Origin of the sequence: Microbulbifer bruguierae (assembly GCF_029869925.1) — a bacterium.
Classification (GTDB): Bacteria; Pseudomonadota; Gammaproteobacteria; order Pseudomonadales; family Cellvibrionaceae; genus Microbulbifer; species Microbulbifer bruguierae.
Window position 1 is genome coordinate 274,259 of sequence record NZ_CP118605.1, and the last position, 24,497, is coordinate 298,755.

The following is a 24,497-nucleotide window of genomic DNA, read 5'->3' on the forward strand; positions in this document are numbered from 1 at the left end:
TCAATATACTGAAAACTGCCCGGCAGGGATCACCCGCGGGCAGTTAATGGTTTCGCTATTGATTATGTAGCTATTGAGCTGGCCGGATCATTCGCTCGGAGGAATGGGTAATTCTGTTGTGCTTTTGATCTGTTCCATCGCGAAATTGGAAGCCACATCGGATATCCCGGAGTGGGCAATCAGCCTTTTATAGAAGTGATCATAGGCCGCTACATCGCTGACCACGACGCGGAGAATGTAGTCGTAGTCCCCGGCCATGCGGTAGCAGTCCACCACTTCCGGTAAATCCGCCATGGCACGGGAAAAGGATTCTGCCCATTCCGCGCTGTGCTGGTTGGTTTTCACCTGGGCGAATACCGATACCGGCAGCCCGAGTACATTCGCATCCAGCAGTGCGACCTTGCGACGGATGATGCCGCTTTTTTCCAATTTCTGAATCCGGCGCCAGCAGGGGGTTTTGGTGAGACCCACGCGCTCCGCCAGCTCTTCGATGGAGAGACTAACATCAGATTGAAGGATGGCAAGAAGTTGTCGATCAATCGCGTCGAGTGAGGACATAGTTCTACATATCTCCCGAAAACGCGGGGATCGCTTCCCTGAAATGCGCTTAGTTCGCCATCCATTGCAACAAAATACCCCAGTGATTTTGAGCGGTGCGGCTGGATCCGACGTTGCGCGGGCTCGGAAGAACCCTTTGGCTGCACCTCTGCCGATGCCTGTAACGATAATCTCTGTTCGGGCGTGGCAGTAGTGGAATTTTTCTCCTGACTTTTAACTTCAAATTTTCCACGACCGGCAGGAACAGGCGGACGCAAAAAAGCCGGGCAATGCCCGGCCAAACAACAGGGATATGTTGGAAAAATGTGCTGTGGCTTCAGGCAGCTTCTTTCGGCGGGAACATGGGCTCGAACAGTCCTGCCGCCATGGCTTCGCGCACCCGTGCCATCAGGTCGATTTCAGTGAGCTGCTGCAGTTGTTCCAGATCGTCGATCACATAGTAAATCGGCTGCACTATGTCGATCCTATAGGGGGTGCGCAGTACATCCACCACCTCGAAAGGCGCGCGCACCGGTTCTTCACCGAGGGCGTACAGGGTCTCTTTGGGGGAGGAAAGTATGCCGCCGCCGTAGATTCGTAGGCCGTCTTGGCGGTTCAGCAAGCCAAATTCCACCGTAAACCAGTAAAGGCGAGCCAGGTAAGCGCGCTCTTTAGGGGAGGCCTTCAAGCCCAGTTCCCCATATTTCTGGGTAAAGTTGGCGAAGGCCGGGTTGGTGAGCATGGCGCAGTGGCCAAATATCTCGTGGAAGATGTCCGGCTCTTGCAGGTAGTCAAATTCCTCCGGGGTGCGGATGAAGGTGGCTACCGGGAATTTGCGTTCAGATAACAGCTGGAAAAAGGTCTCGAAGCCAATCAGGGCCGGAACTCGCGCCACTTCCCAACCGGTTTCCCGACGCAGTACGCGACTGATTTCATCCAGTTGCGGAATGCGGTCTCGTGGAAGGTCCAGCAGCTCAAGCCCGTGCAGGTACTCGTCGCAGGCGCGGCCCTGTACCACCTTCAGCTGCCGTTCTATCAGGCGCTGCCAGGTCTGGTTCTCAAGGTCAGAGTATTCGATAACGCCCGAGGCATCCGGTTGCCGCGCGACATATTTGCTCGTCTGTTTACCCATCACGGTCTCCTGGGCATTTGCCCGAATTCAATGCGCAGGGTCAGAGGCTGCCGCTGCGTCTGTTGTTATCTGTTCTTAATTCTTAGACAGCGGCATGGGGCTTGGCAGGGGCTGGAGCCTGAAACTTGCGGTAGCAGCCACAGGGTGACTATACTTTCTGTAAATAATTGTTTACAGGTGGCCCATGAGAATTGAGATCACCTGCAGTAATCGTGTGGGAATACTGCAAGAAATAATGGGTATCTTCAGTGAATTCCGGATCAATGTGCGGTCGGGAGAACTCGGTGGTGACAGCGGTGACAAAGTCTATCTGTCCGCCCCCGGCCTGCTGGCTAATCAGTACCAGGCCATAGAGAAGTCCCTGCACCGTATCCCCGGCGTACAGAAGGTGCGCCGAATCTCGTTAATTCCCTCGGAGCGGCGGCATTTCGAACTGGACACCCTGCTGCGCCACGTTACGGACCCAGTGCTCTCGGTCGATCGGGAGGGGCATATTGTTGCGGCCAATCTGGCTGCCGCACGGGCCTTCGGGGTCAGCCTCACCGAGGTTCCGGGTATGCAGTTGCAGCGCTTTCTGCCGCGCCTGCAGTTGACGGAATTACTGCGGGGATTAACCGCACCCCGATACGGGTTTCCGGTCACTGTGCGGGGCAGGGCGTACACCCTGGACTGGTCGCCAATTGCCCTGGCGGACGACCCGGGCGTGGTCGCCTCACTTGCGGGTGCGGTACTGACTCTGCAGGAGAACCCCGCAAGTGGCAGTTCCGGCCAGGAACTTCCGCCTGAAATTCTGTGGGACCTGGACCGGCGACGTGAAAGCTGTCTGCGGTTGCAGCAGTTGGCACCCTTGCCGGAACCCCTGTTGATCAGCGGGGAACCCGGAAGCGGTAAAACCACATTTTTGCATGCTGCCTACTACCTCTGCCCACTGGCCGAGAAGGGACAGTTTCGTCTGTATTCGGGCGAAGATTTTGTAAGCGCCTCAGTCACCGAGGCCGCTGCCCTGGGAAAAGACGCGGTAGTACTGATTGACGATTTGCAGCGGGCGCCAGCCGAAGCCCAGCGAAAATTGACGGAATATCTGCTGGGAGGGCACCTCATTGCCCGCCTGATGGTTACTGCTACTGCCTGTCACGGGCTGGAACCGGCACTGCAGCAAATATTCGCCACTGGCCAGATTCATTTGCCACCATTGCGCTCCATGCGCCCGGCAATCCAGGGCTTCGCAACGAGAATTCTGCAAGCGAGCGGCAGTGGAGAGCCGCTGGAGTGTGCCGATTCCCTGATTGAGCAGCTCAGGCTAAGAGATTGGCCGAGTAACCTGAGGGGGCTGAAGACGCATCTACAGGCGGCGATTTTGTCTGCCCGTGGACGCGGTGCGACTTGTTTAGAGCGGGAGGATTTACCCGCGGCAGCCGTGGATGATCGACTGCCGTGGCAAAACTGGGGGCGGGGGCTGACCCTGCCGGAGCAGTTGGCAAAGGTGGAGCGGGCGATACTCGCCGAAATATTGACGGAGCTTCCCGAAGAATTGCATTCCAGCAGGGAGCTGGCGAAGCGGTTGGGAATTTCTCATACGGCTGTCGCCAATAAATTGCGCAAGTACGAGTTGCCAGGCGCTGCCCGCAAACCGCGGGAAAGTGAGGACCAACGAAGCTAGCGAGGTATTTTGCCCAGCAGAATATCCTTGAACATCACGAAATCCCCCCACAGGGAATACAGTGGGTTTTTGAAGGTGGCGGGGCGGTTGTGCTCAAAAAAGAAATGCCCTACCCAGGCGAAGCCGTAGCCGGCTACCGGCAGCGCTGCCAGTAATAACCATTTCTGGGTGGTAACAGCGGTGATCAACAGGCCAATCACCAGTGCCGTGCCGACAAAATGCAGGCGGCGGCACGTGAGGTTGCTGTGCTCTCCCAGATAAAAGGGATAAAACTCTTTGAAGGATGTAAAGCGCGGCGTTTCCTTTGTCGCCGGCTGGGGTTCGTTCTGCTGATTGCCCATGGTGGTGTCTGCCATCTCGCTATCCTGTTATTAGATCCTTTGGGTCGGATTAGTCCGCTCGCCACAGTGTACGGCGGTTTGAAATTTGGACCAATAAGCAGGGAATCTGCTACTGTCCGGGATTCAACTTTTGTGATCACATTGCCATGCGTGGCTCGCGTACAAGCCGATATTCTGGGCGATGTGGAATCAACAGGCAGTAACGGCAAATAGGCAAATTTATGTCCGGTCCACTGGCCCATTTAAAAGTACTCGATCTCAGCCGTATTCTCGCCGGTCCCTGGGCAGGACAGGTGCTGGCGGATTTTGGTGCGGAAGTCATCAAAGTAGAGCGCCCGGAGCGCGGTGACGACACCCGTCACTGGGGGCCCCCTTTTCTCAGGGATCCGGAGGGTAACGATACCAGTGAGGCGGCCTATTACCTGAGCGCCAACCGCGGCAAGAAATCCATCACCGTGGATATCACGCAAGCCGAGGGGCAGCAGCTGATCCTGAAGCTGGCTCAACAGTGCGATGTATTACTGGAAAACTACAAAGTCGGCGGCCTGAAGAAATACGGGCTCGATTACGAATCTGTGAGATCAGTCAATCCGCGCATTGTCTATTGCTCCATCACCGGGTTCGGGCAGACAGGCCCTTATGCCAGTCGCGCGGGTTACGATGCGATGATTCAGGGAATGGGGGGGCTGATGAGCCTGACGGGTGTGCCGGACGGTGAGCCCGGCGCTGGGCCGCAGAAGGTGGGCGTCGCCGTGGCGGATCTGATGACCGGGATGTATGCAGTTTCCGGCATCCTCGCGGCAATTATCCACCGCGACAGAACCGGAGAGGGGCAGCAGCTCGACCTCGCATTGCTGGATACCCAGGTGGCTTGGCTGGCGAATCAGGCGCAGAATTTCCTCACCTCGGGCGAAGCGCCCCGGCGCCAGGGTACGGCGCATCCCAATATCGTTCCCTATCAGGCGGTGCCCGCGAGTGACGGCTATTTCATGTTGGCGGTAGGCAATGATGCGCAGTTTCAGAAGTTCTGTGCTATTGCCGGACTGGACGATGTCGCCGCCGATCCCGCATACGCCAGTAACAAGGGCCGGGTAATGGCCCGGCAGACATTGATGCCACGGATTGAGCTGGCCACCCGCAAACATCCTTCCGCCTGGTGGCTGAAAATGCTCAGTGAGGCCCTGGTACCCTGTGGACCGATCAATGATCTGGAGCAGGTTTTCGCGGACCCTCAGGTGCAGGCCCGCGGCATGGTGGTGGAACAGGATCACCCCACCGCCGCGAAGGTGAAAACGGTGCGCAACCCGGTAATTTTTTCCGCGTCAGCACTGGAGTACCCGCAGGCACCACCCATACTGGGTGAGCACACGACGGAGATACTGAAGTCCGAACTTTCCCTGTCCGAGGAGGAGATTGAGATGCTGCACTCGCAGGGTGTCATCTAGCCTGAACTGTAAACGGAGCGGTGCAACGGCAGAGACACAAAACAGGATGTACAACCGAGGACAAAAAACAGTGGCTAGATGGGTACTGGTGATAATGGTGATGTCGCTGGCCGTTTACGGGTGTGAAAAGAACCCCCAAGCGGGTAGCGAAACTCCGCCCGACAGCCAGCACAGCACCAGGGAAAAGAGTGCCAAAGACACGGGCACCAAAGACAAGAGTATCGGGGTAAATACCATATCCGGGAATGCGGGTGCAGACGACACGAGTACTGCTCCTGCGTCCTCGAATTTCAATCCCTCCTACGACTGCGCCGCGGCACGCGTGAGCTCGATCGAAAAAATGATCTGTGCGGATGAATCGCTCTCGGAACTCGATCAGAAAATGGCGTCGGTATACAAGGCGGCCGGTGAAACGGAAAAGGCTCGGCAGGATCGATATTTTAAAGCCTATCAGCGAGGTTGGATCAAAGGCCGCAATGAATGCTGGAAGGCGGATGACAAGCGCCAGTGTGTGGTGGAGAGTTACCGGCGCCGCATTCTTGAATTGCAGGTTGGCTACGGTCTGTTGCCGGCGGCAGGTTCTGCGACCTTTCTCTGCGACGGCGCTCCCTTAACGGTGACTTACTACGATACCGAGCCCCGCGCAGCCCTCGCGGAATACAAGGAAGACGAGTCAATCATGGTACTGGAGCCTACCGCCAGCGGTACCCGCTATCGCGGACGCAATGAAAGTCTGTGGGAACATCAGACCGAAGCGACGGTGGTGTGGGGATACGGTGCCAGCGAGATGCGCTGCAAACTGCGCAGCTAAAATGGCACTTTGGTGGCTATAAGGATGAATTTCGCGTAGATTTCTCTGATGTTTAATGCGTCTGGGCTAGTATCACGGGGCCTGGGCGACATTTTCCACGAAACAGAACCGGCATCAGGATTGGATCGCCGGGGTTGCGCAACCAATAATGCAGAACAGGGATGGTTTGCATGAGTGCGATTTTACTGATGCTTCTGGGGCTTGGGGGATTGGCCGGCGGGTACCTGTTTTACTCCCGTTATATCGCCGATCGCATCTATCGCTTCGACCCGGATTTTATCACGCCCGCCCACGAATTTGAGGATGGTGTGGACTATGTGCCCACCAATAAATTCGTGCTCTGGGGCCATCACTTTACTTCCGTGGCCGGTGCGGCACCCATCGTTGGACCCGCAATTGCGGTGATCTGGGGCTGGCTGCCCGCTTTCTTGTGGGTAATTCTGGGTACCGTATTTTTTGCCGGTGTTCACGACAGCGGCGCCGTCTGGGCCAGCGTGCGCAATCGTGCGGTTTCCGTGGGCTCACTCACCGGTGATGTTGTGGGCAAGCGGGCCCGCAGCATTTTCATGATCGTGATTTTTCTGGTTCTGCTGATGGTCAACGCGGTATTTGGCGTTGTGATCGCGGGCCTGTTGATCAAAAACCCCGCTTCGGTGGTGCCGATATGGGGAGCAATCGCGGTGGCGCTGGTGATCGGGCAGCTGATTTACCGCTTCAAATTCAACCTTGCCCTGGTTTCCCTGTTCGGCGTGATCGCGCTGTATCTGCTGATTTACATCGGGCCCTCGGTCCCTGTGTCGCTACCGGAATCTGTGGCCGGGCTTTCCGACGGCGCCAGCTGGATTCTGATTCTATTTGCCTATGCGGCGGTGGCCTCTCTGCTGCCGGTATGGGTACTGTTGCAGCCGCGGGATTACATCAACGGGCTGCAGCTGTTTGTCGGTTTGATCCTGCTGTATGCCGCGGTGCTGGTCGGCAACCCGGAAGTCGTCGCCCCCATGATCAATCACCAGGTGCCGGTGGATACACCACCGCTGATTCCGCTGCTGTTCGTCACTATTGCGTGTGGAGCCATTTCCGGATTTCACGGTCTCGTCGCATCTGGCACCACCTCAAAACAATTGAATCGGGAGCCCGATGCCCGTTTTGTTGGTTATTTCGGTGCGGTGGGTGAGGGCGCCCTGGCGCTGGCGGCAATCCTTGCCGCTACCGCGGGCTTCGCCACTCTGGCGGACTGGCAGACGGTGTACCAGGGATTTGGTCAGGGCGGGGTACAGGCGTTTGTGGACGGTGGGGCGACGATTCTGAGCAATGGAATCGGCATCAGTAGCGCGGTGGCTGGCACTATGCTGACGGTGATGGCGGCCCTGTTTGCCGGCACCACCATGGACACCGGCCTGCGTCTACAGCGCTATATCTTTCAGGAATTTGGCGAAATTTACGGTATCCGCTGGCTTGGCCGGCCACTGCCGGCCACGCTAATGGCGGTGACTTGCTGCATATTGCTGGCGTTTGGCGCCGGCGGCGCGGATGGATCCGGAGGCTTATTGATCTGGCCACTGTTCGGCACCACCAACCAGCTGTTGGCCGGGCTTACGCTGTTGGTGGTGACGGTGATGCTGGTGCGCCTGAAACGCCCAGTGTGGGTCACGTTGGTACCGCTGGTGTTCTTGCTGCTGATGACAGTGTTGGCGTTGTTAATCCAATTGAACGAGTTTTTCCAGAAAAAAGACTGGTTTTTGCTCGGTCTTGACGTTGTGGCGCTGGTGGCGGCAATTCTGGTGGCTCTGGAGTGCGCATCCGCACTGCGTAAGCCAGCCGCGATTTCTGTAACGGACGACAGGAGTGCGAGATGACGGATACACCTCCCGAACCGGGGTTGCCGAAAAACCTGCAACTGGTTTTTCACCGCATCAGCGAACAGCTGGAAGCCTATTACAATGGGCCTTATCGCAGCGACATTGCCAAGGCTCAGCGCGATGAAGAGGATCTGTTTATGCTCCTTGTGCACTGCGAGTCCCTTGGCATTCCGAACCCCGTCAGTCTGTATACCCTGGAACTACAGCCGCTTTTACTCGAGCGCTTTCACCAGTGGCATCAGCGTATGGGGATGGAGCGATCGCCACTGGATGAACTGCGGTGTTGCTGAAAATGCCCGCGCTGGACCTGCCAAACCTGTTGCAGCGCCGTCTGCTTTTCGTTGGCGGTAAGGGCGGGGTGGGCAAAACCAGTGTTGCTGCCGGGCTCGCTACCATCGCCGCGCGCAGCGGCAAACGGACACTGCTGGTATCCACCGACCCCGCGCACAATCTTGGCGACCTGTTTGGCTTTGCTGGTGGCGCCGCAACTGATCCCGTCGCGCTCGACCCGCCCCCGTTGCCCCCGGAATCTGCATTGGGGGATTCGGTATACGCCCCCGCGTCACTCTTTGGTCTGGAACTGAATCCCGAGCAGGTACTGGATGATTATCTGGCCGGTGTTCGACAACAGATGCTCGCATATATAGCGGTGGGTTTGCGGCCACAGCTGGAACAGCAACTGAAATTGAGTCGTCATTCCCCCGGTGCCGAAGAAGCCGCGCTGCTGGATGTGCTGACCAGAATCATCCAGCGGCGGGATGACTACGACCTGATAATTTTCGATACTGCGCCCACTGGACATACTCTGCGACTAATCAATCTACCCCGCATCATGTCTGCCTGGACTGACGGCCTGCTGACACAGAAGCAGCGCAGTGGGCGGTTCGCAGATATTCTGGCGCATCTGAAAAGCGGCGGAGATATTCATAATCCTGTGGGCGGGGACAAGCAGGGTGCGGCTGATGTCCCCCGAGAATTGCAACCGTTACTCGACCGTCAGGCGCGCTTTCGCGAGAGTGTCGCGGTTTTGAAAGATGCGAGTGAAACCGGATTCGTTTTCGTGATGACGGCGGAAACTCTGCCCTTGCAGGAAACACGGCGCGCGGCTTCGGCATTGAATGCCGCCGGCATTCCCATTGTCGGGCTGATCATCAACAGGCTATTGCCAGAATCCGCTCAAACGGTGGAATTTTTGCAGGGCGCGCTGCAGTTGCAGGACGAAGTGCTACTTGAAGTGGGTGACGTCCTGGGGGAAATACCACAGTTGAGATTACCCATGTCGGGTACGGTTACCCGCGGCAGGGTAGGGTTGGGATGTTTTGTCGCCACACTGCTACAGGCCGCTGAGCTCTGTGAGGGACAGAAACAAAAACTGCCCGACAGCGAGGCTGTCGGGCAGTTGTAAATACGCTGATCAAAAGGCACTGGTTAAAATTTTCCGGCAAACAATCCCGGTAATCTATACCTGCAATTTATGCCAGCGCGCGGCGACGGAAGATCGGCTGGGTCTGATCCACTGCAGCCTGGTAGCTGTCGGAAAAGTCCTGCAGCGAATCCAGCAGTCCTTCCATGGGCTGGTCTCCCTGATACGCGAAGGCGTTAAACCCGCAGCGCGTCAGGTAAGTCAGCTGGTCGCGGATAAAGTTTCCGACCGCGCGCAGTTCTCCGGTAAAGCCGTAGCGTTGGCGCAACAGGCGTCCGGCAGTAAAGGCTCGCCCGTCGGTAAACGCGGGGAAATTGGCCGCAATCAGAGGCAGTTCTTTTGCCGCGTCACCGATCAGGTCTGCGGTTTCATCGCTGTCCAGCCACACGCCGATTTCATTCTTGCGCGCCTGCAGGGTGCCGCGCAGTTCCAGCCACAGGGTCAGTGGCAGAATAAGGTTACCGGCGGGCAGGGATTCCGCGCTGACATCTTCGTCGCCACCCAGTTGCAGCAGCTGCCACTGGTTTTCCACGACGGCTCCATCGCACAGCACGCGCTGTGGGTTTTCCGGTTGGGCACCTACGGGCTTTTTAGCTGGCTTTGGCATACACACGCTCCTTGAATGGCTCTAGCCCGATACGGTTGTAGGTGTCGATAAACAGTTCATCCGGCTGGCGATTTTCCACAAAAACGTCGAGTAGCTTGCCGATGGTTTCCGGCATTTCCTCACGGGAAAAGCTCGGGCCCAGTACCTTGCCGAGACTGGCATTTTCACTGGCGTTGCCGCCAAGTTGTACCTGGTAAAATTCCTCGCCTTTCTTATCCACGCCAAGAATGCCGATATGGCCGATATGGTGGTGGCCGCAGGCATTCATACACCCGGAAATATTCAGGTCCAGATCGCCCAGATCGTAGAGGTAATCCAGATCGTCGAATTTGCGCTGGATGGCCTCGGCCACCGGAATGGACTTGGCGTTTGCCAGCGAGCAGTAGTCGCCGCCGGGGCAGCAGATCATGTCGGTCAGGGTACCGATATTCGGCGTGGCGAAACCGTGTTTCCGCGCCGCTTCCCAGAGTTCGAACAGCTTTTCCTGCTCCACGTCTGTCAGCACCACATTCTGTTCGTGGGTTACCCGCACTTCGCCGAAGCTGTAATGGTCTGCCAGATCGGCAATTGCCTCCAGCTGGCGGTCGGTGACATCACCCGGGGGCACACCGGTAGGTTTGGTGCTCAGGGTTACCGCCTGATAGCCCGGTACCCGGTGGGGGAAGGTGTTGCGCTCCAGCCAGCGGGAAAAGGCTTTATTGCTGCCGGCCTGATCTCTCAGTAAGGCACCGGCGTGCGCCGCGTCGACGGTTTTGTAAACGGGTTCAGGGAAAAAGCGTTTTGCCCAGGCGATGGCTTCCGGGGTTAGCTGGTCGGCGCCATCCTTAATCTGCTCCCATTCCGCTTCCACGCGGCGGGCAAATTCTTCCGGACCCAGCGCCTTCACCAGAATCTTGATACGAGCCTTAAACTTGTTGTCGCGACGACCGAGCTGGTTGTACACGCGCACGATGGCTTCGAGGTAGGAGAGCAGGTGGGTTTCCGGCAAAAAGTCGCGGATGGAAACACCGATGATCGGGGTGCGCCCGAGGCCGCCGCCAACAAAAATCTGGAAGCCGGTTTCGCCCTCCGCGTTCTTCACGATCTGCACGCCGATATCGTGGGCGCGGATCGCGGCACGGTCATGTTCTGCACCGCACACGGCAATCTTGAATTTGCGCGGCAGGAAGGCGAATTCCGGGTGAAAGGTGGACCACTGGCGGATCAACTCGCAATAGGGGCGCGGGTCGATCAGTTCGTCCTGGGCCACGCCCACGAACTGGTCGGTAGTCGTGTTGCGGATACAGTTACCGCTGGTCTGCACCGCGTGCATTTCGACTTCGGCCAACTCCGCAAGAATATCTGGAACATCTTCCAGATTGGGCCAATTCAACTGCACATTCTGGCGGGTAGTGAAATGCGCGTAGCCTTTGTCGTACTTGCGGGTGATATGTGCCAGGCGGCGCACCTGGGTGCTGTTCATCAAGCCGTAGGGCACGGCGATACGGAGCATTGGTGCAAGGCGCTGTACATACAGACCGTTTTGCAGTCGCAAGGGCAGAAATTCTTCTTCGCTCAGCTCACCGGCAAGATAGCGCTCGGTCTGGCCGCGGAACTGGGCCACCCGTTCCCGGATTAGTTTGTGGTCCTGTTCGTCGTATCGATACATAAAGGCTTGATTCCATTTGCTTTTTTACGCCGATACTCAAGCTCGGATGGGATTTTGGGACCCTACTGATGAGCCTGAGTGGCGCATAACATACCAGCCGCCTTATGCAAAAAATAACAATTTTTTTCGCTATCTTAGTAACTGGTGGTTATAAGCTGGGGCCTGCCCGAATTCAGGGCTGTTGCACACCGGAAACGGATTTGATCTACTTGAAAAAGCCGCGTTTGCGCGGTGCTGCTACCCTCTAAAACAATAATGAATTCTTGACTGACGGAGTATTCCGATGAGCGATCAAGTAGCAAAAGAAGTAGTAGTTGTATCTGACGATAGCGATAACCTGGCGGACGCAGTAGCGGCGGTGGCCCTGGTGGCCATTTTTGTTGCGACCTGTGTTTATTGGGTGGCCTCTCAGGCCTAGAGAAACACTGCCTGCCGGTACTTGTGTCGGTAGGGCAGTGTGATCGACTTTCCCTGTACGGTAGGGTTCCGGTTCTACCGCGAAGTAGTGCGCTTCGTGGATTAGCCCATATTGCTTAAAACGGTCTTTACCACCAGCACCAGGGTGATTACGAACAGGGCAGTAAAGATGATGCCCGCCGCGATATACGCCTTGAAGCTCCCCCCGCTGAAATCCCTTTCCCGGTTCTTGTCCGATTGAACGCCGATGGCGGCGGCCAGCGTGCTCAGAATTACCTGGCCGAACGATGGTTTCCGGTTCTTGTCTTCCATACGCACTCCTGTGGTATCTCCACTCTGACTCGCACCCCGTAGGAGCCTGCTTGCAGGCGAACATTTGTAGCGATGAAAACAGCTTGAGTTCGCCTGCAAGCAGGCTCCTACATGTGGGTGTCTAGCGAAAACCTCAATCTTCCAGATTTGGCCGCAACCAGCGTTCCAGCTCGTCTTCGCTCATTCCCTTGCGCTTGGCCAGGCTCTGCAACTGATCGCGCTGGATCTTGCCCACATTGAAATACTTGGACTCCGGGTGGGCAAAGTACCAGCCACTGACGGCAGCCGCGGGCATCATGGCAAAGCTGGAGGTGAGCTCGATACCCGCATTCTCCTCGGCGTTCAGCAGTTTGAACAGAGTGGCCTTTTCCGTGTGGTCGGGGCAGGCCGGGTAGCCGGGGGCGGGGCGGATACCATTGTAGGCTTCCTTGATCAGGTCTTCATTGCTCAGAATTTCGTCAGGCTGGTAACCCCAGTAGTTCTTACGTACTTCCCGGTGCAGAAATTCGGCAAAGGACTCCGCAAGGCGATCCGCCAGCGCCTTCACCATGATTGCGCTGTAATCGTCGTGCTTGGCTTCGTACTCTTTCGCCAACTCGTCGGCGCCGATGCCGGTGGTCACCGCAAAACCGCCCACATAATCCGCCACGCCGGATCCGACCGGTGCAATAAAGTCCGCCAGCGAGCGGCAGAAACCGTCGCCACCGCGCTTCTGAATCTGCTGGCGCATCTGGTGCAGGCGCGCCTGTTCCTGTGTGCGGCTCTCATCCGAATACACGATGATATCGTCGCCATCGGCATTCGCCGGCCACAGGCCGAAGACTGCACGGGCCGTCAGGCGCTTGTTGTCGATAATATCCGCGAGCATGGTCTGGGCATTCTTGAACAGATCCGTAGCCGCTTCACCCACCACGGCGTCGTTCAGGATCGCCGGGTATTTGCCGGCGAGATCCCAGGAAATGAAGAACGGGGTCCAGTCGATGGTGTCGACCAGTTTCTCCAGCGGGAAGTCATCCAGTACTGTGAGGCCAGGATTGTTCGGCACTTTCGGTGCGAAGTTGGCCCAGTCCAATTGCGGGCCCGCTTTCAGGGCATCGGCGTAATTCAGTTTTGGGTCGTTGCGTTTGCGATTGGCGGTACGTTCGCGGACTTTTACATATTCGTCCTGTACACCTTTTACAAATGCCGGACGCAGTTCATCGGAGAGCAGATTGCTGGCTACGCCCACCGCGCGGGAGGCGTCCGCGACATAAATCACCTGGTTGCGCTTGAACTGAGGTTCGATTTTTACTGCCGTGTGCGCTTTGGAGGTGGTCGCGCCGCCGATCAGGAGCGGCACATCGAAGCCCTGTCGCTCCATTTCTGCTGCCACGTGCACCATTTCGTCCAAAGACGGGGTAATCAGACCGGACAGACCGATGATGTCGCACTGCTTTTCTTTCGCCACTTGCAGGATCGTTTCCGCGGGTACCATCACGCCCAGGTCGATTACCTCGAAGTTGTTACACGCCAGTACCACGCCGACAATATTCTTGCCGATATCGTGTACGTCGCCTTTCACCGTGGCCATCAGGATGCGGCCGTTCGGTTTACTGTCTGCGGTTTTTTCCTTCTCGATGTAGGGCTGCAGGTAGGCCACCGCCTGCTTCATTACTCGTGCGGATTTCACCACCTGCGGCAGGAACATCTTGCCCTCGCCGAACAGGTCACCCACCACGTTCATGCCGTCCATCAGCGGGCCTTCGATCACGTCCAGCGGACGTTTTGACTCCTGGCGGGCTTCCTCGGTGTCTTCCTCGATGAAATTGTTGATGCCTTTGACCAGCGCATGCTCCAGGCGTTTTTTCACCGGCCACTGGCGCCAGGCCAGGTCTTCCTTGCGCTCGGCGGTAGAGCCATCGCCGCGGTATTTTTCCGCAATGTCCAGCAGCGCCTCGGTGGCATTGTCGTTGCGATTGAGAATGACGTCTTCGACCTTGTCCCGCAGTTCGTCGGGCAGGTCGCTGTAAACCTCGAGCATGCCGGCGTTGACGATACCCATATTCATTCCCGCCTTGATGGCGTGGTACAGGAATACGGAGTGGATCGCCTCGCGTACCGGGTTGTTGCCGCGGAAGGAGAAGGACACGTTGGAAACGCCACCGGAAACATTCGCGCCCGGCAGGTTTTTACGAATCCAGCGGGTGGCCTCGATAAAGTCCACCGCGTAGTTGTTGTGTTCCTCGATACCGGTGGCGACCGCGAAGATATTCGGATCGAAAATGATATCCGTGGGATTGAAGCCAACCTTGTCGACAAGAATGTCGTAACTGCGCTTGCAGATTTCGATCTTGCGCTCGTAAGTATCCGCCTGGCCGGATTCGTCAAACGCCATTACCACCACCGCCGCACCGTAACGCAGGCACAGGCGGGCTTTTTCGACGAACTCTTCTTCTCCTTCCTTGAGACTGATGGAGTTGACGATGGCCTTGCCCTGAACGCACTGCAGACCGGCCTCGATGACTTCCCACTTGGAAGAGTCCACCATAAACGGCACTTTGGAAATGTCCGGCTCAGTGGCACACAGGTTGAGGAAGCGGCGCATGGCGGCGACGGAATCCAGCATCGCCTCGTCCATGTTGAAGTCGATAACCTGGGCCCCGTCTTCCACCTGGGCGGCGGCGATCTGCAGGGCGGTATCGTAATCCTCGTCCATGATCAGGCGCTTGAAACGGGCTGAACCGGTGACGTTACAGCGCTCGCCGACATTGACGAACAGCGAATTTTCGTCGGCGATATATGGTTCGAGGCCAGAGAGGCGCAGGGCCGGTTTGATTTCCGGGCGCTTGCGCGGGGCGATGTCGGCGACGGCATCGGCAATGGCGCGGATGTGTTCAGGAGTAGTGCCGCAACAGCCGCCGAGAATATTGATGAAACCGCTCTGGGCGAATTCCGCCACAATGGCTGCAGTTTCCTGCGGTGTCTCGTCGTATTCACCGAACTCATTCGGCAGGCCCGCATTGGGGTGGGCGGATACGTGCTCCGCACACACGCCAGAGAGTGCCTCGATATAAGGGCGCAGTTCGGTGGCGCCGAGGGCGCAGTTCAGGCCGACAGACAATGGCTTGGCATGGGCAACCGAATAGTAGAAGGCCTCGGTAGTCTGGCCGGACAGGGTGCGGCCGGAGGCATCGGTAATGGTGCCGGAAATCATGATTGGCAGCTCGAAGCCCCGCTGCTCGAACACTTCCTGTACCGCGTAGATTGCTGCCTTGGCATTCAGGGTGTCGAAGATGGTCTCGATCAGGATGATGTCGGAGCCGCCGTCGATCAGTGCATGGGTGGATTCGATGTAGTTTTCCACCAGCTTTTCGAAGGTCACATTGCGCGCGCCGGGGTCGTTTACATCCGGGGAGATGCTCGCAGTGCGGGAAGTCGGACCGAGCACGCCCGCGACAAAGCGGGGCTTCTCCGGCGTGGAGAGGGCATCGGCTGCACGGCGCGCCACTTCCGCAGCCACCCGGTTTAGTTCCGGCACCAGGTCTTCCATGTCGTAGTCAGACTGGGACAGACGGGTGGCGTTGAAAGTGTTGGTCTCGATGATGTCGGCACCGGCCTCGAGGTAGTCCCGGTGAATCCGCTCGATCAGGTCCGGCTGGGTCAGAACCAGTAGGTCATTGTTTCCCTTGATGTCGGAGGGATAGTCCGCAAAACGCGCACCGCGGTAATCCGCTTCACCCAGCTTCTCCCGCTGGATCATGGTGCCCATGGCGCCGTCCAGAATCAGGATGCGCTCGCCCAGGGCGGCGTAGAGCTGTTTCAGGCGTTGATCGCGGGACTGCTGGGACATGGGAATTTCCTATACCAAAAATAAAAAGGGGCCAGGGACCAAAATTGGCGGCAATGTTAGCACAGATGCCCAACTTCTTCGGCGCCTTGGTCACGGCTAAAGACCGAGTATTCATTACCTTGTAACCGATCGTTCTGGGATCAGTCCCAGGGCCGGTTCCAGCAATACCCACACTACACTCGGTGAACTGACGACAGGGGAGGAACCCATGAAAATCCTGATGGTACTGACATCCCATGACCAGCTGGGGGACACGGGCCAGAAAACCGGCTTCTGGCTGGAGGAATTTGCCGCGCCCTATTACGTGTTTGTGGATGCGGGAGCCGACGTGACCCTCGCGTCTCCCAAGGGCGGACAGCCGCCGCTTGACCCCAAAAGCGACGCCCCGGATGCCCAGACGCCGGCCACGCGGCGCTTTCGCGACGACCCGGTTGCCCAGGAGGCGCTGGCGCACACCCTGGATCTGGATGAAGTGGATACCGACGACTTCGACGCGCTGTTTTACCCCGGTGGCCACGGCCCCCTGTGGGATTTGGCCGAGGATCAGCGTTCCGTGGTCATTATTCACGGCTTCTATCGGGCCGGTAAACCGGTGGGCGCGGTGTGCCACGCACCGGCCGTGTTTCGCCATACGGTGGACGAACAGGGCGAACCACTGGTCCGCGGCCTAAAGGTAACTGGCTTCAGCAACAGTGAAGAGGATGGGGTAGGGCTGACCGATGTGGTGCCCTTTCTGGTGGAAGATATGCTCAAAGAGCGGGGCGCGAGCTACTCCAAGGCGGATGACTGGCAGAGCCATGTCTGTATTGACGGGTTGCTAGTCACTGGCCAGAACCCTGCGTCGTCGGAGGCCACTGCGCATGCACTGCTCGAGGCCGTGTCGCAGGCGGGGTAGCCGGACGTTCTGCAATCTCCCGATTACTTGGCTCTTTGGCCTGGTTTAACTTGGCCGCGGATGCGCGTAGAATACCTGACCGCTGAACTTGGTTATTGCTGTCGGGTTCGGTTTCAGGAAGTCCGGTTATTTGAGAAGGTCTATGTCAGAACAGCCGTCAGAATTGAACGTCACGATCACCGACTCCGCTCAGGAGTACCTGCGCGATCTGCTCGCCAAGCAGGACTGTGAAGGTATCGCCATCCGCATGTTCGTATCCAATCCGGGTACCCCGAATGCGGAAACCTGCATTGCCTACTGCCGCCCGGGCGAGGAAAAGGAAGGCGATGTATCCCTGGAGCTTGATGGTCTCAAAGCTTATTTTGAAGGCCGCAGCATTCCCTATCTGGACGAAGCCCGGGTGGATTACTCGTCCGATAAAATGGGTGGCCAGCTCACCATCCGTGCGCCCAATTCGCGCATGCCCAAGGTGACCGATGACAGTCCGCTTGAAGATCGTATCAATTACGTTCTGTACAGCGACGTGAACCCTGGTCTCGCGTCTCACGGCGGACAGGTAAGCCTGGTAGAAGTTACCGAAGACATGTACGCCGTACTCAAATTTGGCGGTGGCTGCCAGGGTTGTGGCATGGTGGATATGACCCTGAAAGAGGGTGTTGAGAAAACTCTGAAAGAAAAGATTCCAGAGTTGGCTGGGGTAAAAGACATCACCGACCACACGGACAAGTCTCAGGCGTATTACTGAGTTAAAGAATTACTGAGTAAAAAAAATCGCGGCCTGGCCGCGATTTTTTTGTTGCGTATCCATTATTAACGCGAATTGCAAAACAGATACGAGGTAACTTTGGAAAAGCTGATCGAACAAACCATGTACCGCTCCCGCTGGTTACTGGCGCCCATTTATCTTGGGCTGAGTCTGGCTGTGGTGGCACTGGCAATAATGTTTTTTAAGGAAACCTTCCACCTGCTCGCGCACATCTTCACCATCAAAGAAGCCGATATGGTGTTGGTGGTCCTCAGCCTGATCGACATTGCCATGGTGGGCGGTCTGCTGGTCATGGTGATGATGAGTGGGTATGAAAATTTTGTGTCCCAGTTGGACATCGGGGATGACGAAGAAAAGCTGAATTGGCTTGGAAAAATGGATTCGTCGTCGCTGAAAGCAAAAATTGCCGCGAGCATCGTGGCCATTTCCTCCATTCACCTGCTGAAAATTTTCATGGCAGTGGAGAGAACGGACGACACAAAGCTCATGTGGTACGTAATCATTCACCTGACGTTTGTGCTGTCCGCCTTTTTGATGGGTTATCTGGACAAACTCACCAAACACTGATCCCCGCCAAATCCGGGTACCCCATGGCGCAGTTGCCTATGGGGTATCCCGTCAAAACTTATGAATCCCGCCATGTAGGCCAGACCTCTGTACTACATCCGCTTCTTGGTTTTATTCGTCGCCTGTGCGGTGGTGGGATCATCCGGCCAGAAGTGTTTCTGGTATTTGATACGCAGTTCCTTCTTTACGTCCTGATAAGTATTTTGCCAGAAACTCGCCAGATCTCGCGTGACCTGCACCGGACGCTGGGCGGGGGAGAGCAGGTGGATCATCAGGGGATAGCGGCCATTGAGGATGGTCGGGGTCTGAGCCAGGCCGAACATTTCCTGCAAGCGTACGGGGAGTACCGGCGGTGTTTCGCGGTACTGGATGGCGATACGTGAACCGCTGGGTACCTCGATATGGCTGGGTACGAGACTTTCCAGCTGCTGCTGGGTGGACCAGTCCAGTTGTGACTGGAGAATGGTTTTCACGTCCAGTTGCTTCAGGTGATCCAGTTTGCTGAAGCCGTCCAGGTGCGGCAGCAGCCATTCATCCAGTGTTTCCAGTAGCGATTTCTCGGTCCAATCCGGGAGCGAGAGCGAGCCCACAAGATCACTGAAATTGTCACATTCAGTCTGTAGGAATCGCACGCGCTCCAGCAGGCTTTCTGCGTCTTTGTCCCATGGCAGTATACGCAACCCGGTCTGGCGGATGGCATCCAGCAGTGCGCGGCTGAGCAGCGCAGGGGATATATCCTTAGCCGGTTTTTCTTCCACTACCAGACGGCCGAGCCTTGTCTGAATACTGGCGACAGCGCGCCCGGCATTGTTGTCCCAGGTTATCGATTCGTCGGTTTCGATAAGATCAGAAAAATATTTTTCGAGCGCATCGCGACTGATACGCGCTCCCAGCTGGATACGCGCGTCGCGGCCCTGGCCGTCAAGATCGGCAACCACGATATAGTCTTGCAGTGCCAGCTCGTCGTCGTGGGAAAAGTGCGCACCGCGCCCACCGGACAGCAGGAAGCGTCGCTCCCGGTCGTGGCGGCTTTTGGCGATTCGATCCGGGTAGGCGAAGCCCAGCAGCACACCAGTGATGTCGAATTGGTCCGGTGCCTCGGCTTTGCCGTCAGAATTTCCTGGCAGCTGCGCACGCCAGGTTTTTGCCTGCTGTCGAATTCGCTGTATAGCTCCAAAATCCGCGCCGCTATTTTTGGCTACCCCGATAAGTACTTCCATGCGCTTGTGAATGTCCCGGTCCCAGCGCTGTTCACCCCGGAAAATATCCCGGTCGGAAAGGAGTGCCGCCAGCAGGCATGCAGACTCTTCGAGACCGAATTCGACACTCTTCAGCATCATGTGCGCGAGTCGCGGGTGTGTGCCGAGATTGAGCATCATCGTGCCGTGATCGGTAATCCGCAGCTCCCGGTCCAGTGCTCCTAATTCGATCAGCAGCTCCTGGGCCTGGGCCGTCGGTCCCGGTGGGGGCAAGTCCAGCCAGCGCAGCTCGCGCACATCGCTTACTCCCCATTTGGCGAGCTCCAGCATCACCGGTGCCAGGTCACTGATCAGGATTTCTGCCGAATTCTTCTTTGCCATTCCGCGTTGGGTAGATTCACTCCACAGCCGCAGACAGTAGCCGGCGCTGAGGCGCCCGGCGCGGCCGGTGCGCTGGGTGGCGGAGGCCTGGGAAATTTGCGTGGTCAGCAGCCTGTTCATGCCGGTGTTGGGATCAAAACGCGATTCCCGCATCAGTCCGGAATCCACCACCAAGCGGATACCCTCAATGGTGAGGGAGGTTTCCGCCACGTTGGTGGCCAATACGATTTTGCGGCGGCCCTCGGGGCAGGGGGTAATCGCAGCGTCCTGCTGTTCTTTCTTCAGGTCGCCGTACAGTGAGGCAATCAGAATGTCGTTGCGGCTACCCAGCGCTTCACGCAATGCGCTTTCTACCTGGCGAATTTCACCGACTCCCGGGAGGAATGCCAGCAGGCTGCCTTCCTGTTGCTCGATCAGCTCGCGGATTTTGCGGCTCATCAGTGCCGGCAGTTGGCGCGGGTCATCCGGAATTTGCTGGTGGGAGAGGTACTCCACTTCCACCGGATAGGCTCGGCCCTCGCTGGTGATGACCGGCGCATTGTCGAGCAGACTCGCCACTGCGTCCGCATCCAGGGTTGCGGACATTACCAGCAGTTTCAGGTCCTCCCGCAGTACTTCCTGGGACTGCAGGCACAGGGCCAGCGCCAGATCACCCTGCAGGTTGCGCTCGTGGAATTCGTCGAAGATCACCAGTGCGGTATCCGCAAGCTCCGGGTCGGATTGCAGCAGGCGGGTGAGGATACCCTCAGTAACTACCAGAATACGGGTGTCGCGGCTGGACTTGCGCTCGGCACGTATCTGGTAGCCTACGGTTTTGCCGACGGACTCACCGAGCAGCTCTGCCATGCGTGCCGCCGCCGAGCGTGCGGCGAGGCGACGCGGCTCCAGCATGATGATCTTGCGTCCATCCAGCCAGGGACTTTGCAGCAGGGCGAGGGGTACGGCTGTGGTCTTGCCTGCGCCGGGCGGGGCCTGGAGCACGGCATTGTTGTGGGTGTTGAGCGTGTCCAGCAGAGCTGGCAGCACCTCATGGATGGGTAAATCTGACATGGCGGCGATTATACTCGTGTCCCTGATATGGGATACATTTATGGGATACATCGTCGGCGTGACTGAAATGTCACACCGCAGATTCCCGGGTTGAATGGCTGACGTAGCCATCCCTGATTGTTAGGACGGTTTATGGAAAAAGCATTCTGGTTGGACAAGTGGCAGCGCAATGAAATTGGCTTCCACAATTCGGAAGCGCATCCACTGCTGGTCAAGCACTTTGCCAGTTTGGGATTGGCGCCTGGGGCGCGGCTGTTTCTGCCGCTTTGCGGCAAGACCCTGGATATCTGCTGGCTACTGGCGCAGGGCTATCGTGTGGCCGGTGCCGAATTGAGTGAGATGGCGGTACAGCAGTTGTTCGAAGAATTGGCGCTTACACCGGAAATCACAGAAGAAGGCCAGCTGAAGCGTTACAGCGCAGCGGGGCTGGATATTTTCGTCGGAGATTTTTTCCACTTGACGTGGGAAGCACTGGGCAAGGTGGATGCAGTCTACGATCGTGCCGCCTTGGTCGCACTGCCGCACCGCATGCGCATAGAGTACGCTAAGCATTTGGGCAAGCTTACGGGGTGCGCGCCACAGTTGTTGATTTCGTTTGATTACGACCAGAGCCAGTTGCCCGGTCCGCCGTTCTGCGTGGACGACGATGAGGTGCAGGGGTTATACAGCGGTGAATATAATCTGGAGCTGATTGATGCCGTGGATGTGGAAGGTGGACTGAAGGGAAAGGTCGCCGCACTGGAAAAGGTTTGGCTGCTCCAGCCCCACGTTTCATGATGAAACCATATGACTCCACAGATGATTCCGCAGCCGAATTTTCAAAGACTGAGCAGAAAAGACTAAGCAGAATAGAAAAGAGCAATAAATAATGACGTACATACGCCGTAAATTTCTCGTGCCGGTAGTCGGCGCGCTACTGGCCGGCTTCATCACTACGGCTAGTGCAGAGCCGGAGAAACCGGTATATCAGCCAATTTCCATCGACGGCTTTTACGATGCCATCAAGCACTGGAATGACCGCACCGGCGAGGAGGGCATTGCGCACTACCCGCTGAATCAGATCGAATCCATTGCCGACAATTTACTGCTCTACCAGCGTGACAGCGGCGGCTGGCCTACCAACAAACATCCTTTGAGAGTCGTATCCTCAGAGGAGCGTGCGCAGGCAAATGCGGAAAAGTCCCTGGCGGATGCCAGCTTCGACAACCGCAACATTTACCCGCAGATCGAGTACCTGTCGGAAGTCTATCGCCAGACCGGCAATACCCGTTACCGCGACGCCGCGTTAAAAGGCCTGCACTACACGCTGGACCGCCAGTATCCCAATGGTGGCTGGGCCCACTCCCCGGATCGCACTGAACGCGCTTACTATCGCCATATCACCATCGCTGACGAAGTAATGCCGGGGGTGCTCGCTTTCCTGCGCAAAGTGGCCAGTGGCGATTACCCCTTCGACTATATCGACGAAGGACTGCGTAACCAGACTGCGCAAGCCGTCACCAAAGGCAATATGCTGCTGCTGGATTTGCAGGTACGTATCGATGGCAAACGTACAGGCTGGGCCGGCCAGTATCATGAAGGTACACTCAAACCCGCACAGGGCCGTTCCTACGAACTGCCGGGCGTTCTCGCCTGGGAAACGGTGCCGGTTTTGCAATACCTGATGTCTATTGACAATCCATCCGCAGAAATCATTGAAGCGGTGAACGCGGGCGCCGCCTGGCTCGAGTTCGTAAAACTCTCCGGTTTTCGCGTTGATCGGGTTGATAGCGACCACCGCCGATTCGACTACCACGCCGCAGACTACGATCTTGTGGTCGTTGACGATAGTAAGGCAAAGCCGATCTGGGCACGCTTCTACGATCTGAAAACCAGCAAGCCGTTCCTCGCGAACCGCGATGGCAAGCGGGTCTACCGGCTATCCGATGTCGATGCCGATCGCCGCACAGGCTACAGCTGGTATGGTTACTGGCCTGCGAGCTTTCTGGAAAGTGAATACCCCGCATGGCAGCAGAAAACCGCCATCGCCGCACAACTCGACCGCTTTCACCAGGCAGCTTCCGATGCGGATTCTGAGGGCTATTTCAATCTGTTCAGCAAAGACGGCGTGTTTCTCGGCACCGATGCGACGGAGCGCTGGTCGGTCGCGGAATTCAAGCAATATGCGAAACCCTATTTTGACCAGGGTAAGGGCTGGACCTATGTACCGCGGGATCGCACGATAGTGCTCCACGGTGATGTTGCCTGGTTCGATGAACTGTTGGACAACGCCTCCTATGGCGAATGCCGCGGCAGCGGTGTGCTGGTCAGGGAAGACGGCCAGTGGAAGATCGCCCAGTACAATTTGCACTTTCCGATACCGAACGATCTTGCCGATCAGATTACAAAAATGATCAAGGAGTCTCAGGCAAAGTAGGGTGCATCCCGGACTAAATTGCTAGCCCGATTTTATATACAGGGACCAGTGCTCGTCGGTGATTAGTTGGCGTACCTTGGTGGCGGAAAGGCGCCGGATGGGTTTGTTGTCGGTGCTGGAACGGCCGACGACACGCAGTTCACGCAACGGGTAAACCGACAGTTCTATCGGGAAATCGAAATCCAGATGAATGTGCTGGTAGTCCACAAAGCGCCCGTTCACATTGATGGTGGTGGTCTGCCGTTCATAGTGCCAGCCGAGCGTATTCAGGTAGTGTTCCAGCTCTTCGATTTCATCGCAGAACACGTGCAGGTCGATATCGCTGCCTTCACGGATACGCCCGGTACTGACCGATCCGATTAACCTTGGTGAAAACGGCTCAAGCTGCTCCATCACTTCCAGCGCCCGACAGCGCATGCGATACAGGCGTTCTTCGTGAGTATCGGGGTCTTTGAGTTGGCTGAGCTCGTACAGTGCATCGGAGATCTCGCCGTTGGAAGGCAGGTACTTGGGAGTAAACCGGTACTGTTTACCGATCAGGCGCTTTGCGGCCATGCGTTTGGCATCGAAATACTGGCCGACACCTTCCTCATACATCAAACGTGCGGCCTCCCGGGTGATCAGGAGGCGGATTCTTTCCTGTTTTTTCATTGAGACTGGCGGCTTCAGGCCGCGATCAGTGCGTGGTGGGGTTTCAGCAGTTGTATGGCGTCCTCGAAGTCCATGACGCGGGCCACGGGGTCGCGACCACCGACATCGAGGCGACGCAACAGCTGCAGTTGTTGCAACCGGGGCTCCCCGGCGAATTTGTTGCGTGTGCGTTGCGGGAACCGCATCAGGTCGAGATGGTGCTCCACCAGCCATACGATCCGTGGATTGAGAACACCGGTAAGCATCTCCGCCCCCACTTCTGCATGACGGGGACTGTCTACGGCTTTGCCCACATCGTGGAACAGGGCTGCGGCCCAAATCACCGGATCATCGGTGGCCTGGAGGGCGAGCTGGAAGACCTGAAGTGAATGGAAGAGGGCGTCTCCCTCCGGATGGTACTTGGGGTGCTGCTGGATACCGTCGAGGTCCTCAAGCAGGCTGGAAAGGTAATCGTACAAGATGAAACCAGTCGAGGCTGGCTGTCTGATGATGACTTGCTGCACCGTTTAAGCGGTACACCGTAGAAGTCTAAGAGGGTACTCTGTGATTCG

22 protein-coding genes are annotated in these 24,497 nt (G+C 57.1%); 12 read left to right on the plus strand and 10 right to left on the minus strand.

What is annotated here, in order from left to right:
* Window positions 1–87 precede the first annotated feature (87 nt).
* Window positions 88–558, minus strand: coding sequence for an Lrp/AsnC family transcriptional regulator (locus PVT68_RS01225; protein ID WP_280320754.1), 471 nt, complete (start codon window positions 556–558; stop codon window positions 88–90).
* A gap of 316 nt (window positions 559–874) precedes the next feature.
* Window positions 875–1,669: a phenylalanine 4-monooxygenase gene (gene phhA / locus PVT68_RS01230; RefSeq protein WP_280320755.1), complete on the minus strand. Its 795-nt coding sequence runs from the start codon at window positions 1,667–1,669 to the stop codon at window positions 875–877.
* A 184-nt stretch (window positions 1,670–1,853) separates the two neighbouring features.
* Here phhA and PVT68_RS01235 point away from each other — a divergent pair, with 184 nt between their 5' ends.
* Entirely contained in the window at window positions 1,854–3,329 is a 1,476-nt protein-coding gene (locus PVT68_RS01235; protein ID WP_280320756.1) for a TyrR/PhhR family helix-turn-helix DNA-binding protein, read from the plus strand.
* On the opposite strand, the gene PVT68_RS01240 is transcribed toward PVT68_RS01235, so the two are convergent.
* Window positions 3,326–3,685, minus strand: coding sequence for a DUF962 domain-containing protein (locus tag PVT68_RS01240; protein ID WP_280320757.1), 360 nt, complete (start codon window positions 3,683–3,685; stop codon window positions 3,326–3,328). The two genes, PVT68_RS01235 and PVT68_RS01240, sit on opposite strands and share 4 nt — an antisense overlap.
* 206 nt (window positions 3,686–3,891) lie before the next feature.
* On the opposite strand from PVT68_RS01240, the gene PVT68_RS01245 reads away from it, so the two are divergent.
* The 5 genes from PVT68_RS01245 to PVT68_RS01265 all read left to right on the plus strand — a co-directional run bounded on the left by PVT68_RS01245 (window position 3,892) and on the right by PVT68_RS01265 (window position 9,190).
* The gene (locus PVT68_RS01245; RefSeq protein WP_280320758.1) at window positions 3,892–5,115 is read left to right on the plus strand and encodes a CaiB/BaiF CoA transferase family protein; all 1,224 of its coding nucleotides are present in this window, start codon (window positions 3,892–3,894) and stop codon (window positions 5,113–5,115) included.
* A 70-nt stretch (window positions 5,116–5,185) separates the two neighbouring features.
* Window positions 5,186–5,926: an MliC family protein gene (locus tag PVT68_RS01250; protein ID WP_280320759.1), complete on the plus strand. Its 741-nt coding sequence runs from the start codon at window positions 5,186–5,188 to the stop codon at window positions 5,924–5,926.
* Window positions 5,927–6,096: 170 nt separating this feature from the next.
* Window positions 6,097–7,782 carry a carbon starvation CstA family protein gene (locus PVT68_RS01255; RefSeq protein WP_280320760.1) on the plus strand — a complete coding sequence of 562 codons (1,686 nt, stop codon included), beginning with the start codon at window positions 6,097–6,099 and terminating at the stop codon, window positions 7,780–7,782.
* Window positions 7,779–8,075, plus strand: coding sequence for a cory-CC-star protein (locus tag PVT68_RS01260; protein WP_280320761.1), 297 nt, complete (start codon window positions 7,779–7,781; stop codon window positions 8,073–8,075). Before PVT68_RS01255 ends, PVT68_RS01260 begins: the two co-directional genes overlap by 4 nt.
* Window positions 8,066–9,190, plus strand: a complete 1,125-nt coding sequence (locus PVT68_RS01265) for an ArsA family ATPase (protein WP_280320762.1) — start codon at window positions 8,066–8,068, stop codon at window positions 9,188–9,190. Before PVT68_RS01260 ends, PVT68_RS01265 begins: the two co-directional genes overlap by 10 nt.
* Before the next feature lie 67 nt (window positions 9,191–9,257).
* Here PVT68_RS01265 and PVT68_RS01270 read toward each other — a convergent pair whose 3' ends face one another.
* Both PVT68_RS01270 and PVT68_RS01275 read right to left on the minus strand, forming a co-directional pair.
* Window positions 9,258–9,815: a DUF934 domain-containing protein gene (locus tag PVT68_RS01270; protein ID WP_280320763.1), complete on the minus strand. Its 558-nt coding sequence runs from the start codon at window positions 9,813–9,815 to the stop codon at window positions 9,258–9,260.
* Window positions 9,799–11,463: a nitrite/sulfite reductase gene (locus PVT68_RS01275; protein ID WP_280320764.1), complete on the minus strand. Its 1,665-nt coding sequence runs from the start codon at window positions 11,461–11,463 to the stop codon at window positions 9,799–9,801. The genes PVT68_RS01270 and PVT68_RS01275 overlap by 17 nt, the downstream gene beginning before the upstream one ends.
* A 283-nt stretch (window positions 11,464–11,746) precedes the next feature.
* On the opposite strand from PVT68_RS01275, the gene PVT68_RS01280 reads away from it, so the two are divergent.
* Window positions 11,747–11,881: a hypothetical protein gene (locus PVT68_RS01280; protein ID WP_280320765.1), complete on the plus strand. Its 135-nt coding sequence runs from the start codon at window positions 11,747–11,749 to the stop codon at window positions 11,879–11,881.
* A 101-nt stretch (window positions 11,882–11,982) separates the two neighbouring features.
* On the opposite strand, the gene PVT68_RS01285 is transcribed toward PVT68_RS01280, so the two are convergent.
* Window positions 11,983–12,192, minus strand: coding sequence for a DUF2970 domain-containing protein (locus tag PVT68_RS01285; RefSeq protein WP_280320766.1), 210 nt, complete (start codon window positions 12,190–12,192; stop codon window positions 11,983–11,985).
* A gap of 133 nt (window positions 12,193–12,325) precedes the next feature.
* Complete coding sequence (metH, locus tag PVT68_RS01290) at window positions 12,326–16,021, minus strand: methionine synthase (RefSeq protein ID WP_280320767.1); 3,696 nt, start codon at window positions 16,019–16,021, stop codon at window positions 12,326–12,328.
* A gap of 208 nt (window positions 16,022–16,229) precedes the next feature.
* Between metH and PVT68_RS01295 the strand changes: the two genes are divergently transcribed.
* The 3 genes from PVT68_RS01295 (at window position 16,230) to PVT68_RS01305 (ending at window position 18,249) form a co-directional block, all read left to right on the plus strand.
* Entirely contained in the window at window positions 16,230–16,916 is a 687-nt protein-coding gene (locus tag PVT68_RS01295; protein WP_280320768.1) for a type 1 glutamine amidotransferase domain-containing protein, read from the plus strand.
* Window positions 16,917–17,058: 142 nt separating this feature from the next.
* Window positions 17,059–17,661 carry a Fe-S biogenesis protein NfuA gene (nfuA, locus tag PVT68_RS01300; RefSeq protein ID WP_280320769.1) on the plus strand — a complete coding sequence of 201 codons (603 nt, stop codon included), beginning with the start codon at window positions 17,059–17,061 and terminating at the stop codon, window positions 17,659–17,661.
* 99 nt (window positions 17,662–17,760) lie between these two features.
* A complete protein-coding gene (locus PVT68_RS01305) occupies window positions 17,761–18,249 on the plus strand; it encodes a TIGR00645 family protein (protein WP_280320770.1) in 489 nt (162 codons plus the stop codon).
* A gap of 92 nt (window positions 18,250–18,341) precedes the next feature.
* On the opposite strand, the gene hrpB is transcribed toward PVT68_RS01305, so the two are convergent.
* Window positions 18,342–20,879 (minus strand): ATP-dependent helicase HrpB, encoded by a 2,538-nt coding sequence (gene hrpB, locus PVT68_RS01310; RefSeq protein ID WP_280320771.1) that lies wholly within the window; start codon window positions 20,877–20,879, stop codon window positions 18,342–18,344.
* Between the two features lie 132 nt (window positions 20,880–21,011).
* On the opposite strand from hrpB, the gene tmpT reads away from it, so the two are divergent.
* Both tmpT and pelA read left to right on the plus strand, forming a co-directional pair.
* Complete coding sequence (tmpT, locus tag PVT68_RS01315; protein ID WP_280320772.1) at window positions 21,012–21,656, plus strand: thiopurine S-methyltransferase; 645 nt, start codon at window positions 21,012–21,014, stop codon at window positions 21,654–21,656.
* Window positions 21,657–21,747: 91 nt separating this feature from the next.
* Window positions 21,748–23,295, plus strand: a complete 1,548-nt coding sequence (gene pelA / locus PVT68_RS01320) for a pectate lyase (RefSeq protein ID WP_280320773.1) — start codon at window positions 21,748–21,750, stop codon at window positions 23,293–23,295.
* Window positions 23,296–23,316: 21 nt separating this feature from the next.
* Here the strand turns inward: pelA and PVT68_RS01325 are convergent, their stop codons facing one another.
* Together PVT68_RS01325 and PVT68_RS01330 are read right to left on the minus strand one after the other, a co-directional pair.
* Window positions 23,317–23,946, minus strand: a complete 630-nt coding sequence (locus PVT68_RS01325) for a nucleotidyltransferase domain-containing protein (protein ID WP_280320774.1) — start codon at window positions 23,944–23,946, stop codon at window positions 23,317–23,319.
* A 14-nt stretch (window positions 23,947–23,960) separates the two neighbouring features.
* Window positions 23,961–24,404, minus strand: a complete 444-nt coding sequence (locus PVT68_RS01330) for an HD domain-containing protein (protein WP_280320775.1) — start codon at window positions 24,402–24,404, stop codon at window positions 23,961–23,963.
* Window positions 24,405–24,497 lie beyond the last annotated feature (93 nt).

What these genes read in the sequence shown, in the direction of transcription:
- PVT68_RS01285 (WP_280320766.1), bottom strand. Translation starts at nt 12,192, where the DNA reads ATGGAAGACAAGAACCGGAAACCATCGTTCGGCCAGGTAATTCTGAGC.
- PVT68_RS01245 (WP_280320758.1), top strand. Translation starts at nt 3,892, where the DNA reads ATGTCCGGTCCACTGGCCCATTTAAAAGTACTCGATCTCAGCCGTATT.
- hrpB (WP_280320771.1), bottom strand. Translation starts at nt 20,879, where the DNA reads ATGTCAGATTTACCCATCCATGAGGTGCTGCCAGCTCTGCTGGACACG.
- PVT68_RS01295 (WP_280320768.1), top strand. Translation starts at nt 16,230, where the DNA reads ATGAAAATCCTGATGGTACTGACATCCCATGACCAGCTGGGGGACACG.
- pelA (WP_280320773.1), top strand. Translation starts at nt 21,748, where the DNA reads ATGACGTACATACGCCGTAAATTTCTCGTGCCGGTAGTCGGCGCGCTA.
- tmpT (WP_280320772.1), top strand. Translation starts at nt 21,012, where the DNA reads ATGGAAAAAGCATTCTGGTTGGACAAGTGGCAGCGCAATGAAATTGGC.
- PVT68_RS01235 (WP_280320756.1), top strand. Translation starts at nt 1,854, where the DNA reads ATGAGAATTGAGATCACCTGCAGTAATCGTGTGGGAATACTGCAAGAA.
- PVT68_RS01270 (WP_280320763.1), bottom strand. Translation starts at nt 9,815, where the DNA reads ATGCCAAAGCCAGCTAAAAAGCCCGTAGGTGCCCAACCGGAAAACCCA.
- PVT68_RS01275 (WP_280320764.1), bottom strand. Translation starts at nt 11,463, where the DNA reads ATGTATCGATACGACGAACAGGACCACAAACTAATCCGGGAACGGGTG.
- nfuA (WP_280320769.1), top strand. Translation starts at nt 17,059, where the DNA reads ATGTCAGAACAGCCGTCAGAATTGAACGTCACGATCACCGACTCCGCT.
- phhA (WP_280320755.1), bottom strand. Translation starts at nt 1,669, where the DNA reads ATGGGTAAACAGACGAGCAAATATGTCGCGCGGCAACCGGATGCCTCG.
- PVT68_RS01255 (WP_280320760.1), top strand. Translation starts at nt 6,097, where the DNA reads ATGAGTGCGATTTTACTGATGCTTCTGGGGCTTGGGGGATTGGCCGGC.
- PVT68_RS01280 (WP_280320765.1), top strand. Translation starts at nt 11,747, where the DNA reads ATGAGCGATCAAGTAGCAAAAGAAGTAGTAGTTGTATCTGACGATAGC.
- PVT68_RS01225 (WP_280320754.1), bottom strand. Translation starts at nt 558, where the DNA reads ATGTCCTCACTCGACGCGATTGATCGACAACTTCTTGCCATCCTTCAA.
- metH (WP_280320767.1), bottom strand. Translation starts at nt 16,021, where the DNA reads ATGTCCCAGCAGTCCCGCGATCAACGCCTGAAACAGCTCTACGCCGCC.
- PVT68_RS01325 (WP_280320774.1), bottom strand. Translation starts at nt 23,946, where the DNA reads ATGAAAAAACAGGAAAGAATCCGCCTCCTGATCACCCGGGAGGCCGCA.
- PVT68_RS01260 (WP_280320761.1), top strand. Translation starts at nt 7,779, where the DNA reads ATGACGGATACACCTCCCGAACCGGGGTTGCCGAAAAACCTGCAACTG.
- PVT68_RS01240 (WP_280320757.1), bottom strand. Translation starts at nt 3,685, where the DNA reads ATGGCAGACACCACCATGGGCAATCAGCAGAACGAACCCCAGCCGGCG.